Annotated in this window: 14 protein-coding genes; 2 read left to right on the top strand and 12 right to left on the bottom strand. The window is 57.9% G+C overall.

All coding sequences use genetic code 11. The annotated features are described in order from the left end of the window. Window positions 1–81: 81 nt before the first annotated feature. The 4 genes from ACW9JE_RS22075 to ACW9JE_RS22060 all read right to left on the bottom strand — a co-directional run bounded on the left by ACW9JE_RS22075 (window position 82) and on the right by ACW9JE_RS22060 (window position 3,591). Window positions 82–540 (bottom strand): cupin domain-containing protein, encoded by a 459-nt coding sequence (locus ACW9JE_RS22075; protein ID WP_457433936.1) that lies wholly within the window; start codon window positions 538–540, stop codon window positions 82–84. An 83-nt stretch (window positions 541–623) separates the two neighbouring features. Beyond that, complete coding sequence (locus ACW9JE_RS22070) at window positions 624–1,118, bottom strand: RidA family protein (RefSeq protein ID WP_175376021.1); 495 nt, start codon at window positions 1,116–1,118, stop codon at window positions 624–626. 49 nt (window positions 1,119–1,167) lie between these two features. After that, window positions 1,168–2,448, bottom strand: coding sequence for a biotin carboxylase (locus ACW9JE_RS22065; RefSeq protein ID WP_457433935.1), 1,281 nt, complete (start codon window positions 2,446–2,448; stop codon window positions 1,168–1,170). 42 nt (window positions 2,449–2,490) lie between these two features. Further along, a complete protein-coding gene (locus ACW9JE_RS22060; RefSeq protein ID WP_457433934.1) occupies window positions 2,491–3,591 on the bottom strand; it encodes a hypothetical protein in 1,101 nt (366 codons plus the stop codon). 148 nt (window positions 3,592–3,739) lie between these two features. Here ACW9JE_RS22060 and ACW9JE_RS22055 point away from each other — a divergent pair, with 148 nt between their 5' ends. Together ACW9JE_RS22055 and ACW9JE_RS22050 are read left to right on the top strand one after the other, a co-directional pair. Further along, complete coding sequence (locus ACW9JE_RS22055; protein ID WP_457433933.1) at window positions 3,740–5,149, top strand: aminotransferase-like domain-containing protein; 1,410 nt, start codon at window positions 3,740–3,742, stop codon at window positions 5,147–5,149. Between the two features lie 568 nt (window positions 5,150–5,717). Then, complete coding sequence (locus ACW9JE_RS22050) at window positions 5,718–5,996, top strand: DUF3077 domain-containing protein (RefSeq protein ID WP_457433932.1); 279 nt, start codon at window positions 5,718–5,720, stop codon at window positions 5,994–5,996. Between the two features lie 327 nt (window positions 5,997–6,323). Here the strand turns inward: ACW9JE_RS22050 and ACW9JE_RS22045 are convergent, their stop codons facing one another. From ACW9JE_RS22045 to ACW9JE_RS22010, 8 genes are all read right to left on the bottom strand, one after another. Then, window positions 6,324–6,770 (bottom strand): hypothetical protein, encoded by a 447-nt coding sequence (locus tag ACW9JE_RS22045; RefSeq protein ID WP_457433931.1) that lies wholly within the window; start codon window positions 6,768–6,770, stop codon window positions 6,324–6,326. Further along, on the bottom strand, window positions 6,754–7,392 hold the full coding sequence (locus ACW9JE_RS22040) for a DUF6036 family nucleotidyltransferase (protein WP_457433930.1): 639 nt from the start codon (window positions 7,390–7,392) through the stop codon (window positions 6,754–6,756). Before ACW9JE_RS22040 ends, ACW9JE_RS22045 begins: the two co-directional genes overlap by 17 nt. Before the next feature lie 248 nt (window positions 7,393–7,640). Beyond that, on the bottom strand, window positions 7,641–8,528 hold the full coding sequence (gene cyoE, locus ACW9JE_RS22035; RefSeq protein ID WP_224533692.1) for a heme o synthase: 888 nt from the start codon (window positions 8,526–8,528) through the stop codon (window positions 7,641–7,643). A gap of 11 nt (window positions 8,529–8,539) precedes the next feature. Continuing rightward, window positions 8,540–8,881: a cytochrome o ubiquinol oxidase subunit IV gene (cyoD, locus tag ACW9JE_RS22030; RefSeq protein WP_175376016.1), complete on the bottom strand. Its 342-nt coding sequence runs from the start codon at window positions 8,879–8,881 to the stop codon at window positions 8,540–8,542. After that, window positions 8,882–9,508, bottom strand: coding sequence for a cytochrome o ubiquinol oxidase subunit III (locus ACW9JE_RS22025; RefSeq protein ID WP_224533693.1), 627 nt, complete (start codon window positions 9,506–9,508; stop codon window positions 8,882–8,884). Window positions 9,509–9,511: 3 nt separating this feature from the next. Then, a complete protein-coding gene (cyoB, locus tag ACW9JE_RS22020) occupies window positions 9,512–11,545 on the bottom strand; it encodes a cytochrome o ubiquinol oxidase subunit I (RefSeq protein ID WP_224533694.1) in 2,034 nt (677 codons plus the stop codon). 3 nt (window positions 11,546–11,548) lie between these two features. Then, a complete protein-coding gene (gene cyoA / locus ACW9JE_RS22015; RefSeq protein ID WP_224533695.1) occupies window positions 11,549–12,484 on the bottom strand; it encodes a ubiquinol oxidase subunit II in 936 nt (311 codons plus the stop codon). A gap of 828 nt (window positions 12,485–13,312) precedes the next feature. Beyond that, entirely contained in the window at window positions 13,313–13,822 is a 510-nt protein-coding gene (locus tag ACW9JE_RS22010) for a disulfide bond formation protein B (RefSeq protein WP_457433929.1), read from the bottom strand. Window positions 13,823–14,037: the final 215 nt, after the last annotated feature.

The raw sequence follows: 14,037 nt of genomic DNA, 5'->3' as shown, positions 1-14,037 counted from the left end.
CGATAACGCGGGGCATCAGGCTAGACGACGCGACCTCAAGACCATCGCGAGCGTGCTCGCTCCTACAGGGGGGCGTGGGAATTAGAGGGAGGCGTTGGAGAGTTGGGCCATTTGCGGCATGTTGCTCATGTTGAGCATGGCAAGAGGCTCGGTTTTGCTGGTGTTGACGAAGCCGTGTCGGGTCCAGGCCGGTACCAGCAGCACGTCGCCAGGGCTGACGCTGACTTCATCGGCACCTTCCAGGGTCAGGGTGCCGCTGCCGGCCTGAATGATGAAAAGGTGCCACCAGGCATGGGCATGACCGACCAATGTTGAGCCTGGAATCAGCCATTGCATGGAGACCGCCATCCCGGGTGTCAGCCTGCAACCTTCGGGACTGTTGTCGTGGGCCAGCGCGACGATATCGACGTCGCTGTCCGCCAGACTCTGACGTATGTCCGTCAGTTCGCCCTGTTTCCAAACCCGCGCACCGATCGGCGGGTTATTCAAACTCTGGCGAAAATCCTTATATGAAAAGAACCCACCTTGAACGTTATTCATCGGCAAATACCAACTGTCTGGTGACTTGAATCACCAGACACTAGGACAACAACTTGCAACTGTAAAGCCAAGACTTTAATCAATTACAGAACCGCAGGACGCAGCGCCGCGATCATATCAACTTCCACTGCAGCGTTTTTCGGCAATTGATAAACACCGACAGTTGTCCTCGTATGTTTACCGGCATCACCCAGCACATGGCTGATGACATCCGAGGCGCCGTTGGCCACGTCACTGAGATCGACAAAATCCGCCGTGCACTTCACATACACGTTCATCCGGATCAGCGCCTTGACCTTGTCCAGCGAACCCACGGCATCGACGATCAGCGCCAGGCCGCGCAACGCACTAATGCTCGCCGCCGCCTGTGCGTCCGCCATGCTCAAGTCCAGGCCAACCCGGCCCGGATAGAGAATCTTGCCATCCATGCGCGGCACCAGGCCGCTGATGTACAGCTCATCGTGGTGACGGATCAGCGGGGTGTAACGGCCGCCAACGGTGTTCTCGCCATAGATGTCGAAACCGAACTCCTTGGCCAGGGCGATGAAACGCTCATCACAGGTCATGTGTTCAATCATTTACCCAATCCTCTTGATCAATACTGCTGAAAACTTCGATCCCTGTGACTTAACCTGCTGCCCTCACGGGCGGCTCCAGACTGGTGATCCCTATGTTTGATTCGATGGCCTGCGCCAGACGCAGCAGGTCATTGCTCAGCTGCTCGTAGTGCTCGTTGAACAGCACGATGTGGCCGATGAACGAGAAGTTGTCCTTCACCAGCGCGGACACCGAGTCACCGATGCGCTTGGCGAACTTGGCCTCAACCACCTCGATATTCAGCGAGCGGGCCAAGACCTCGACATCGGGTATCGAACGCAAAATGCCGCCGGCTGGCGCCCGGAGAAGACGTATGCCGCAATAGCCGCGAGCGACCGGCGCAAAGGGCTCGATGTGACCTTCCACGGCCCAACGCACCCAGCGCTCCCACGGGTTGAAATCGACGAATGCGCGATGCGCCAGATCCCAGATGTGCATGCCACCGGGGCGCATGTTGGTTTCCACGGCGGAAGTCAAATGGTCGGCGCGCAGGAACACTTCGTTGTGCCAGGCGCCGTTGTCCAGCGACACGAGATCGGCCATGTGCCGCCCGGCGTCGAGCAGTTGCGATTGCACGGTGTCCGGCAGAGGTGCCGGCACGACCTGCTGGATCTCCGCGCGGTAGGCGCCTTCGGTGGTGGTTTTCTCGGTGATCCAGGTGCTGCCGGCCACGCAATCCCAGCTGTATTCGCGGGCGTTCTGGATCAGCTCTTCGATGACGATCCCGCCTTCGCGGTAGGGCTTGAGCGCCTGCCAGACTTCATCGCATTCGGACGGATGATTGATGACCCGGCAGCCCCGGCTCGCACCCTCGCAAGCCGGCTTGATGAAGGCTTTTCCGCCCAGCTCGACAACCCGCTGACGCAAATCGGAGAGGCTCTCGACCCGCGTGGAAAACACCGGGCGATAGTCCTCGGGAGATTGGGTGGCCACGACCTCCAGGCTGCGGAAGATCTGCTTGTCCAACCCCGCGCGCGCTTCGGCGGGGGTGATGCCCGGCAGGCCGAAATGACTGGCCAGCGCCGCACCCAGCAGCACGCCGCGATCGGAAAACGGCAGCACCCCGATCAGCTTCCACAGATCGGCTTTCAGGCAACCCACCACCAGTTCGAGGGACGCGGCTACGTCCTGCTCGGCGAACGATGTCGTGCAGACGTGATCGGCCACTTGATCGTCATTGGGCTGGACCTGCTCGACCAACAGGATCAGCCGCGCGTTGTAGAGCGACTTGCACAGTTCGCGCAGCTTCGGGATATCGTGAACCCGACTACCGTTGTAACCCACCACAATGACGCATGAAGTCGTATTCATAATGCCCCCGACTTGCAAATTAAAACCCGCACCCGCGACGACTCAGTCGTGTAACGACGCTTGGGATTTACGGTTAAACCAGAACCAGGCCAGGATCCCGCCCGCGCCAATGACCGCCAGTACGAGCGCGTTGTACGGCGCCGGCACGACCCGCATGATCAGCACGGTCAGACCGGCACCCACGCCCAGGGAGACTTCCTTGACGAACATGTTGTTCTGCTTGACCGAGAAGTAATCGAGGTAGCTGAAGGCGCATTCGGCCAGCGACAGCAGTGCGACCCAGATCAGCGCGCCGACCAGGGTTTCGACGTGGAATGCAGCGGGCGATGACAGCACCGCGAAGCCGGCGAAGATGATCCCGATCACTGCCAGCACCTTGAAGCGGCCGGTGCGCTCGATCAGCTTCATCATTGGCATTTGGGCGAACACCACCACGGCGCTGTTGAGGATCAGCATCAGGCCGTACCAGGCGGGCAGCTCTCCGGTCTTGAGCAGGATTGCCTGAGGCAGAATCGAGAACACCCCAAACAGCTTGATGCCCATGATGATCCCGGCGATCACCCACGGCAGTTTGTTGCGCCAGCCGCTGCCGTCATGGGTGACGGGGCTTGCGGTCACAGGTTCCGAGGTAAAGGTCGCGCCATGGGCGATCGGCAGGCACAGCAGCACGAAGGCCGCGGCACCGATGAAGAACATGGTCGGGGTGAGCATTGGCGACAGGAGGATCAGGCCGGCCAACAGACTGCCCATGTTCATTGCGACGCGGTTGTAGGCCGCGCCTTCCTTGGTCTGCGCCGCTTCGCTCTTGATCAGGTAGCCGGCGATCGCGATGCCGTAGGCAAACAACGCGGCGGCGAACATCACCACGCCCTGGTTGCTGGTGACGGCCAGCAGCACCAGCCCCGCGGCCGCGCAGAGCAAGGTGACGCTGAGGGAGCGGCGACCCAGCACCAGCAAGGTCAGCGGCAGCAGCAACAGCAAGGCGCGATAGCCGAGGGCGAGGATGCTGTTGGTGGCGGTGTCTAGCCAGACGTTGGCCTTGCCCAGCACTGCAAACAGCGACACGGCGGTGATGATGCGGATCGCAAACAGGCGAATGTTGATCACCGGTTTGGCGATGGCGGCTGTTGTTTGAACACTCATGCAGCACCTCTGAAACCATTGACTGTTCAGGGCTCGAACGCCCACAGTCAGGAAAGTCTGTAAGCTGATGTTAGAGACAGAGGCTTATTTTCATCAGAGCAAGTTCGTATAGAATCCAACGAACTTTACTGCCGGAGAGACCAGTAAAATGCAGGTTCAGCGCGCCGTCATCGCCGCCTTCGAGTTCCAGCCAGGTGTGCCGCTGGTCCAGCAGATCGTCGATCAACTGTCAGTAGCGATCAATCAGGGTGGCCTACCGCACGGCTCGCGCCTGCCGCCGATTCGCGAACTTTCCGAGCTGATGAACGTGGGCAAGTCCACAGTGGTGGATGCGCTGGATCGCTTGCGGGCCAAGGGTCTGGTGGTGTCGCGCCAGGGTTCGGGCCACTACGTTCACCGTTCTTCTACCCCGATCAAGAGCGATGCCGGGCCGGATCTGCAACCCCAGGACACCCTGAGCGTGGTTCGCCGCGCGGTGCTGCAGGACACCGGTGCGTTGCGTCCCGGTGCCGGTTTCCTCCCCTCCTCATGGCTGCCAGCCGATGAACTGCTCAAGGCCGTGCGCAGTACCGTTCGCGCGACGTCCCTGCAAATGGGCGAGTACGGCGTCGCGGCGGGTTATCTGCCATTGCGCGAGGCGTTGCGGGTCAAGTTGTCGGCGATCGGCATCGAAGTGCCGGTGGACCAGATCGTCACCACCGCCAACACCGTGCAGGCCATCGACATGCTGATGCGCCTGCTGGTCAAACCCGGCGACACGGTGCTGCTCGACGACCCGTGCTACATCACCATGCACACAAACCTGGCCCTGCACGGCGCCAGGGTCATCACCATTCCCCGCGGTGCCGACGGCATGGACATGGAGGCCTTCGAGCAACTGGTCAATACCCAGCGCCCTGTGCTCTACATGACCAACAACGTCCTGCACAATCCGACCGGACACTCGTTCTCGCCGGCACAGGTCTATCGCCTGCTGGAGTTGAGCCATCGCTACGGTTTCCACATCGTCGAGGACGATCTGTACGGCGACCTGCAGCAACGAATGACCCCGCGCCTCGCGGCGGGTGGGCTGGACAATGTCAGCTACATATCAGGATTCTCCAAGACCCTGACCGCCAACAGCCGCGTCAGTTTCGCGGTGCTGTCACCACAACTGGCTGCGCGCATGGTCACCCTGAAAATGGCCTGCGGCGGCATGACCTCGGAACTGGCCGAGCAGATCATCTGCGCCATGCTCAGCGACGGCAGCTACGCCAAACATACCCGACGCACCGTGGACCGCCTCTACGAATCGAGCAGCCGGGTGTCCACATGGCTGATGGAAGCCGGTTGTTCAGTGTCCTCCTTGCCCCACGAAGGCCTGTACATCTGGACCCGACTACCTCAAGGGCTGCACGCCGAAACACTGGCCCGAAAAGGCATGGATATCGACCTCGTACTGGCCCCCGGTACCTTGCTCAGCAAAGCGCCGGATGCGAGCCAGTTCCTGAGATTCAATGTGGCGCACAGCGATAATTTTCAGGTGCGGGAGCGGTTTCTGCGGTTGCTCGATAGCTGACCTGCAATCCCTTGTAGGAGCTGGCTCAATCCAACACAGCAGGCTGCAATCTTTTGATCTTGTTTGTTTAACGGCAAGATCAAAAAATCTCAGCCTTCGGCAGCTCCTTGGAGTTCAGTGTCACATTCAGCATCAATGTTGCCTGACAGACCGCCTTCGCGAGCAAGCCCGCTCCCACAGGGTTTGTGGTGCCCCTACGCATGCGTTGCCAGCAGATCGCTACGATTGCTGCGCCCTCCCTCGCCGGCTAACTTCGACCTGTCGCTGCCAATTCAGCGACCGGGCCTGATAACCCGGGTAAGATACGGGCGCACAAGCGCCACCAATCACGATTGCCGGCGTTTTTTTGCGTCTGCACATCGTGCAATGGCGGCTGTGTGTGGGAGACCTTCGGGTCTGCCGGATCCCGTATCTCCGGTTTATCAGCCTGCGCACAGCTGCCACCCATTCGCCTGATAACGAACGTGGTAGCTCTCAACTTGATCCGGGAGTTTTACCCATGAGCGCTATTGATCCATCTGCTCCAAAAATCATTCACCACCTCCAAAGCAACAAGAGGTGAAGCTCAATGACCAATCCCCAAAAGCTCAACACCATCGGCCTCACCCCGTTCTCCTATCACGCCAACGAACCGCTATTCCGGGTTAATGCCGGTGTCCCGGTCATAGCCGCCCTGTCCCATGCTTCAGACCTGCTCCATCTCGCCAAATTACTAGCTTCAGACGCGGCCATGGTTCGCAATTCCGACCGGTATGCCTGGGCCTCGCATTTTTTGCAGGAAATGAGCAAAGCCATTATTGATGACGTTGCAAAGGTCCTCGACGCCCCGTGTAACAACCGTTCGTAAATGAAAAGCCCCGTGCTTCGATAGAAACACGGGGCTTTTGGAAAGGCTCTTTTGCACCGAGGCAAAGCTCGGGGTACAGGACCTCATCGTTGATCGGTTCTCGCAATCTTGCTCTGACCGACGTCTGCATTCTCCAGAATTCTGCCCTCCCGTTGAGCGGCCATCTCTTCTATGCCCTGCATCAGTTCTCTAAAAAGATCACGATTACTCGCGGCTTCAGACTTTGATTGAGGAAGTGGCTGTTTCGGTTTTTTCTGACTCAACCTTGAAATCTCCCAATAAAAAAGCCGCTTCGTTTCTCCAAGTACGGAGCTTTCAACGTACCGATCACATCAGGCGCTGCTTTGCCTCGTAATGTCGGGTCTGGTAAGGCATCAGAGCCTGAGCCTTCAGCCCAAGCCCTTCGTCCAGCCCCCAGGAGACAGCAAGCGTATCCCGGCGCTGGTGGAGTGCTATACCTGAGCGTTGCTCCACTTCCTGTCTGGACCTTGCATAAGCAAAAAGCTCAAGCGCGCTCAGGGTCTCAGATACTCGGGAATCAGATACGCATGCAAAACGAGTGAAGCGCTCAAGCAGATAACCTGCGCGCCGTAACTGCAAATCGTCAGTATGGCTGCTCATGAATTCTGATATCTCGCACTCCAGACTCGAGTCCGAGTACCACACAGCCTTGGCTGCGCTGATAAGTGCAAAGTCATCTGCCTGATCCAGAGGACTTCTAACCAATATGTCCAAAGCTGAGGAGAGGACGTGCTCGTCAAATGGCTTCATCATCTGTCGTCTCCAGATAGTCATCCAGAATGTTGGCGAGAACGGAGGTTGGTGGCTCTTTGTTGCCAACATATACATCAATCGCCTGCAGCGCCAGCCGATGGAAGTCGCTGCCAAGAATGAAGCCGGCTCTGAGGAGCGCCATGATATCGCCGATATCCTGATCCGTAGCTCTACCCAGTTTTGAGATGGCTACATCGACAGGCGCTGCGATATGTACATGCAGCGGGGACTCGACGGAGAACTCTGCCAGAGGAAGGCTGCGTTCCCAATAGTCTTCATGGATCGGACCGAAACTTGTGTTGTATTGCAGGTCGTAGTTCAACTCCATCAGTCGTCCGGATCGTTCATCCACGAACAGTTCAGGAACCAGCGCAAGAACGTCTTGTAGGTGAAGACCTTCAGGAACATTGACCTCGTACGTTTCGGCATCGACATCCGTAGAGACCCGATGATTGGTGTAAAGGTGAACCGCGCAGCCACCAAAGACGACGATTTTGAGTGCACCTGATTCTGCACCTTCAGCCACGAGCTGCGTTTCGACTGACTTGAACATCGACACCAATGCCTGTCCCAGCGCCGTGTTCGTATTCAATCGGGGAACAATTACGTCCTGCAATTCCATTTCGAACCTCTACCACTGAGGGAGTGTGGTGATCGAAATGGACCGTACTGAGGTGCACGGGAGTTGGCGTTAGGACGTTTCCCAAATGCCATGCAGCATTTTCCTAAAGACATGAAGGCAGACTTTTTATCGCCCGTACGCGCCGCAAGCAATCAAATGAAATCAAACACGCCTGCTAAACCCCACCCAACAAAAAACCCCGCACCTTCTCTCAAAGGTGCGGGGTTTTCTTTACAGCAATCCGACGCTTACGGCGCGTACGTCACCAACAACTCGGCCGGCACTTTGAAGTCCAGGGACATCGCGACGCTCAACGCGGTGATGGTGAAGATCGAGAACACGAACAGCTTGCGTGCCCAGACCGTGTCATCCACTGCCTTGTAGCCTGTCCAGGCCATGTACAGCCAGTACATGCCCATGGCCGCGGCGACGGCGAGGTAGCTCATGCCGGCGTAGCCGCTGAAGGTCAGCATCAGGGTCGCCACGAGGAAGGCCAGGATGTAGATCAGGATGTGCTTCTTGGCCACCTGGATTCCGCGCTTCACTGGCAGCACCGGAATCGATGCGGCCAGGTAATCGTTGAAGCGGAAGATCGCGATGGCGTAGGAATGCGGCATCTGCCACAGGCTGAACATCACCAGCAAAGTCAGTGCAGCCATGTCGAAGGTGTTGCTCACCGCGACGTAGCCGATGACCGGCGGCATGGCGCCCGACAGACTGCCCACCAGCGTGCCGTGAACCGACTTGCGCTTGAGGTACAGGCTGTAGAGACCGACGTAGATCACGAAGCCGATCACGGCGAACAGTGCGGCCAACGGGTTGGCCACCTTGTACAGCAACGCAACGCCGGCGACACCCAGGACGGTCGCATAGGCCAGGGCCAGTTTCAGGGAGATGAGGCCCTGGACCAGCACACGGTTCTTGGTGCGTTCCATCTTCAGGTCGATGTCGCGGTCGATGCAGTTGTTGAACACGCAACCGGAGGCGACCACCAGGGACGTGCCGATCATGGCGGCCAGGAAGATGGCCAGATCGACATGCCCTTTGGAGGCCAGGAAGAATCCGCCTGCCACAGAAAGCACGTTACCGAAAATGATCCCCGGTTTGGTGATTTGGATAAAGTGCTTGAAGGACATGCGGATTTACCTCACTTCGCCATCATGAACGTGTGGATGCTGAACATGATCCAGATCGACAGACCAACCAGCAGGACAATCACGATCGCGGCAAAGACAAACGCGATGACGTTGTTACGCTGTGCAGCCGAGCGGTCCAGGTGCAGGAAGTACACCAGGTGCACCAGCACCTGGATCACTGCGAATGCCAGGACGATCATCAGCGTGATCGACTTCGGCAGCGTCGGGTACATCACCAGACCGAACGGGATCAGGGTCAGGATGACCGACAGGATGAAGCCAATGCCGTACGACTTGACGCTACCGTGGCTGCCGTCGTCGTGGTGGTCATTGTGGGAATGAGCGTTAGCCATTTACATAGTCCCCATCAGATAAACAACGGTGAATACGCAGATCCACACCACGTCCAGGAAGTGCCAGAACAGGCTCAGGCAGCTCAGACGGGTCTTGTTGGTCGCCGTCAGGCCGTGCTTGTTGACCTGGTACATCATGATCGCCATCCAGATCAGACCGCTGGTCACGTGCAGACCGTGGGTACCGACCAGGGTGAAGAACGCGGACAGGAAGCCCGAACGGTTAGGACCGTAGCCCTCGGAGATCAGCAGGTGGAACTCGTTGATCTCCATGCCGATGAAGCCGGCACCGAGCAGGAAGGTCATGCCCAGCCAGCCCAGGACCTGCTTCTTGTTGCCACGGAAGAACGCCAGCATGGCGAAACCGTAGGTGATCGAACTGAACAGCAGCAGAGCGGTTTCGCCCAGTACATATGGCAGTTCGAAGATGTCGTGGCCCGACGGGCCACCGGCTACGTTGTTAACCAGAACCGCGTACACCGCGAAGATCGACGCAAACAGAATGCAGTCGGTCATCAGGTAGAGCCAGAAACCGTATACGGTCATCTCGCCCGAGTCGTGGTGGTGGTCATCGTGCCCATGGTCATGACCATGGGCGTGTCCAGCATTGGTCACTAAGTTCGACATGGTTTAAGCCTGTTCCAACGAGGTTTCAACACGGGTGGTCGCGTTGGCCCGGACTTTCCCGGCCGCTACCAGACGCTTGTGCTGCTCGGCTTCGATGCGCTCGATCACGTCGACCGGCACCATATAGCCTTGATCATCACGGGCCGCGTGGATCGCGAAGTAGATCACGGTGCCAGCGAGGCTCGCGATTGCCAGCCACCAGATGTGCCAGATCATCGCGAAACCGAACACGGTCAACAGAGCACCCATGACCAGACCGGTCGCGGTGTTGTTCGGCATGTGGATCGGCGAGTACTTGACCGGAGTCTGGTACGCGGTGCCGTTTTCCTTCGCTTCGGTGAACGGATCGACAACGTCGGCTTTCGGCAGCACGGCGAAGTTGTAGAACGGAGGTGGCGAGGAGGTCGACCATTCCAGGGTGTGTGCATTCCACGGGTCACCGTGTTCGCACATGTTCTCTGGCTTGTTGCGGTCACGCACACTCACGTAGAGCTGGATCAGCTGGCAAGCGATACCGACGGCGATCATCACCGCACCGAACATGGCGACGTACAGGTACGGCACCCACTCAGGGTTGGTAGTGGCGTTCAGACGACGGGTCATGCCCATGAAGCCCAGTGCATAGAGCGGCATGAACGCGACGAAGAAGCCGCTGATCCAGAACCAGAACGCTGCCTTGCCCCAACCTTCGTGCAGCTTGAAGCCGAACGCTTTCGGGAAGTAGAAGGCGAAACCTGCGATGTAACCGAATACCGCACCGCCGATGATCACGTTATGGAAGTGCGCAATCACGAACAGGCTGTTGTGCAGAACGAAGTCGGCACCCGGGATGGCCAGCAGTACGCCGGTCATGCCGCCGATGGCGAAGGTCACCATGAAGCCCAGGGTCCACAGAACCTGGCTGGTGAAGCGCAGACGGCCCTGGTAAATGGTGAACAGCCAGTTAAATAGCTTCACACCCGTCGGGATGGAAATCAGCATCGTCGCCAGACCGAAGAAGGCGTTGACGCTGGCACCCGAACCCATGGTGAAGAAGTGGTGCAGCCAAACCATGAAGCCCAGGATCGAGATTGCGCCCGATGCGTAGATCATGGAGTGGTGGCCGAACAGTTTCTTGCCGGTGAAGGTCGAGATCACTTCCGAGAAAATGCCGAATGCCGGCAGGATCAGGATGTAAACCTCAGGGTGACCCCAGGCCCAGAACAGGTTGACGTACATCATCGGATTGCCACCAAGTTCGTTGGTGAAAATGTGGAAATCCATGTAACGGTCAAGCGTCAGCAGTGCCAGGGTAGCGGTCAGGATCGGGAACGAAGCCACGATCAGAACGTTTGCCCAGGTGCAGGTCCAGGTGAAGATAGGCATGTCCATCAGCTTCATGCCAGGGGTACGCATTTTCAGAACGGTGGCCAGGAAGTTGACCCCCGTCAGCGTCGTACCCAGGCCCGATAGCTGTAGCGCCCAGATGTAGTAATCCATCCCCACGCCAGGGCTGTATTGCAGGCCCGACAGCGGCGGATAGGCAACCCAACCGGTCTTGGCGAATTCGCCGACGCCCAGGGACAGGTTGATCAGCACTACGCCGGAAACCAGCAGCCAGAAGCTCAGGGAGTTCAGGAACGGGAAGGCAACGTCACGCGCGCCGATCTGCAGCGGCACTGCAAGGTTCATCAGGCCGGTGAAGAATGGCATCGCCATGAAGATGATCATGATCACACCGTGAGCGGTGAAGATCTGGTCATAGTGTTCAGGTGGCAGGTAGCCAGGCGAACCCTCGGTGGCCATGGCCAGCTGGGTACGCATCATGATGGCGTCGGCGAAGCCGCGCAGCAGCATGACCATGGCGACGATGATGTACATCACGCCGATTTTCTTGTGGTCGACCGAAGTCAGCCACTCGGTCCAGAGGTAGGTCCACTTCTTGAAGTAGGTGATACCCGCGAACAGTGCCACACCGCCGAGCGCGATCATGGCGATGGTCACCATCACGATCGGCTCGTGGAAAGGAACTGCTTCCCAACTTAATTTACCAAACATCGTTTACTCCTCTGCCCCGGCAGCTGAATGCGAGTTCATGTCCGTAGCGGCCACTTCTTTCTCTTTCTTCTCGTGCTTCACTTTCGGACCTGGTTTCATGCCTTCGTACTTGTCGACGATGGTCTGGAACAGGTTCGGCGTAACCGAGGAGTAGAGCTCGACTGGGTTGTTCTGGCTCTGCTTGGCAAGGGCTGCGTACTCAGCTGATTCGAGCTGCTTAGGCGACTTCTTGACTTCGCTGACCCAGGCGTCGAAATCTTCCTGAGAAGTTGCGATCGCTTTGAATTTCATTCCGGTGAAACCCGCGCCGCTGTAGTTGGCGGAGATACCGTCCATTTCAGCGTTTTCGTTGGCGATCAGGTGCAGCTTGGTCTGCATGCCCGCCATCGCGTAGATCTGGCCGCCCAGCGCAGGGATGAAGAACGAGTTCATCACAGCGTCAGAGGTGATACGGAAGTTGATCGGGGTGTGCGCCGGGAACACGATCTTGTTGACCGTGGCGATGCCTTGTTCCGGGTAGATGAACAGCCATTTCCAGTCCAGCGCGACCACTTCGATGGTCACAGGCTTGACGTCGGATTCCAGCGGCTTGTACGGATCCAGGGCGTGGGTCGACTTGTAGGTCACGTAACCCAGGGCAATGATGATCATGATTGGCACAGCCCACACCGCGATCTCGATCTTGGTGGAGTGGTTCCACTTCGGCGTGTAGGTGGCGCTGGTGTTGGAGGCGCGATATTTCCAGGCGAACAGGAAAGTCATCACGATCACCGGAATCACGACCAACAGCATCAGCAGCGTTGCGGTGATGATCAGGTTTCGCTCATCCAGACCGACCTGGCCCTTGGGGTTGAGCAAGGTCATGTTGCAGCCTGACAGCAACAACATGCCGATCAGGGGCAATAAGCCTAGTAGTCTGGGGTACCTGTTTTTAATCATCTCACGACCTCTAAAGCAGCTTGCGCCATGCAGTTGGGTTTTGATCGCCAACACTTCACCCTGCCAAGGGTTGGCATTTTTTCTTGGATTGAATAAGGGCTGGCCCGTCGTGCGTCAGACGCGTTTCGACAAATCCTGGGCTAGCGTTGAGTTCTTATTCGATTCGTGGTCAAAGGCCTTGTTACAGACCAATTCCATTTGGTGCGGATGGTTGCAGCACCGACACCTGGGAGTCTCATGAAGCCAACCGGCCCCTTCGACACCCTTCCCTGCTCAAAGACCTGGTGAGGGTGAGCAGCGCCGGGGATTCAGTGCGGGCGATTGTAGGTATTTCGACTTTTTTAAACCATGTCTCATCCCGAAATAATTTATATCCCGAGTCGCAACAATGCTTCACGAAACCCGTAAAAGTGCGGCATGTTATAGAAATTGATTCTCAACAAAAACACCAAAATAAGTAGGTCTACCTACCCGCATTTCAGACAGTATCGAGTGCCCGATCGCTGTGCGTGATAGCGTCAGAGCCCCATATGGCGGGGGCTCTGGCAAATCGCCAAAGCCTGTTAAAACTGCCTGCTCGAGCCTGATGGCAGCGAAGTAGCCAAGCAGAAAAGCGGGCCAATTTCGTCCCGCGCTCGCGCACCAATCCGCCCGCTCGAAAGCCGGTGTGACACAAAAGATGTGACAACATGTCGCACAGTTGCCGCACCCCGAATTGCCTCATGTCACGAACTTTTCATCCTGTCTCTGAAAACGAAAAACGCCCCGGTCCTTTTTCCAGGACCGGGGCGTTTTTTCAAAGCGACGCGACGTTGCCCGTCGACGACCTCAGCGCAGGTTTTTGCGGTTACGCATCGTGAGCAACGGCACCAGAATCACCACCAGCACGAAGGCCACCAGCGCCCACTGTGCCAGGGACAAACCGAGGATCGGCGGGTACGGCGTAGAGCAGAAACCATCGACCTGGAAGCCCAGCGGGAAGATCTTGGCCAGCGGCAGGTCATCGACGATCGGCTGCAGCACATCGATGCCGCAGCTCACCGCAGGATAGAACTGGGTGTACACGTGATGCCCGGCCACACCGACGCCTGCCAGCGCGCAGATCACCACCAGGGTTTCGAAGGTCGTGATGCTGCGACGGCTGCTCATCGCGGCGCCGATGAAGGCGAAGATGGCGATCAGCAGCAAGGCGTAGCGTTGCAGGATGCACAGCGGGCATGGCGCCTCGCCGAGGACGATTTGCATGTACAGCGCGCCGCCGATCAGCGCCAGGCAGATGATGCCCAGCAATACCAGATAGCGCCGTTCACGGCTCAACCGCAGTGTTTCCTCGCTCATCGCGTTTCCCTTCAAGATATCGATTGCCCGCCAGTCTACACGCTGCTCCCGCTCTTGGAGAGCCTGAGGCATGTCGCGGGGTATCGAGGGAGAAGACGCCAGGCGGGTTAAGAAGGGATTAAATTTCGGGGGATTTCCGGCTTTGGATCGGGGTGAAGCATTCGCGGGCAAGCCTCGCTCCTACAGGATTTGTGGATGTACCCGAAAATCGCAAG

This window comes from Pseudomonas sp. SDO55104_S430 (assembly GCF_054070595.1).
This window is presented reverse-complemented; position numbering and strand designations above follow the sequence as displayed.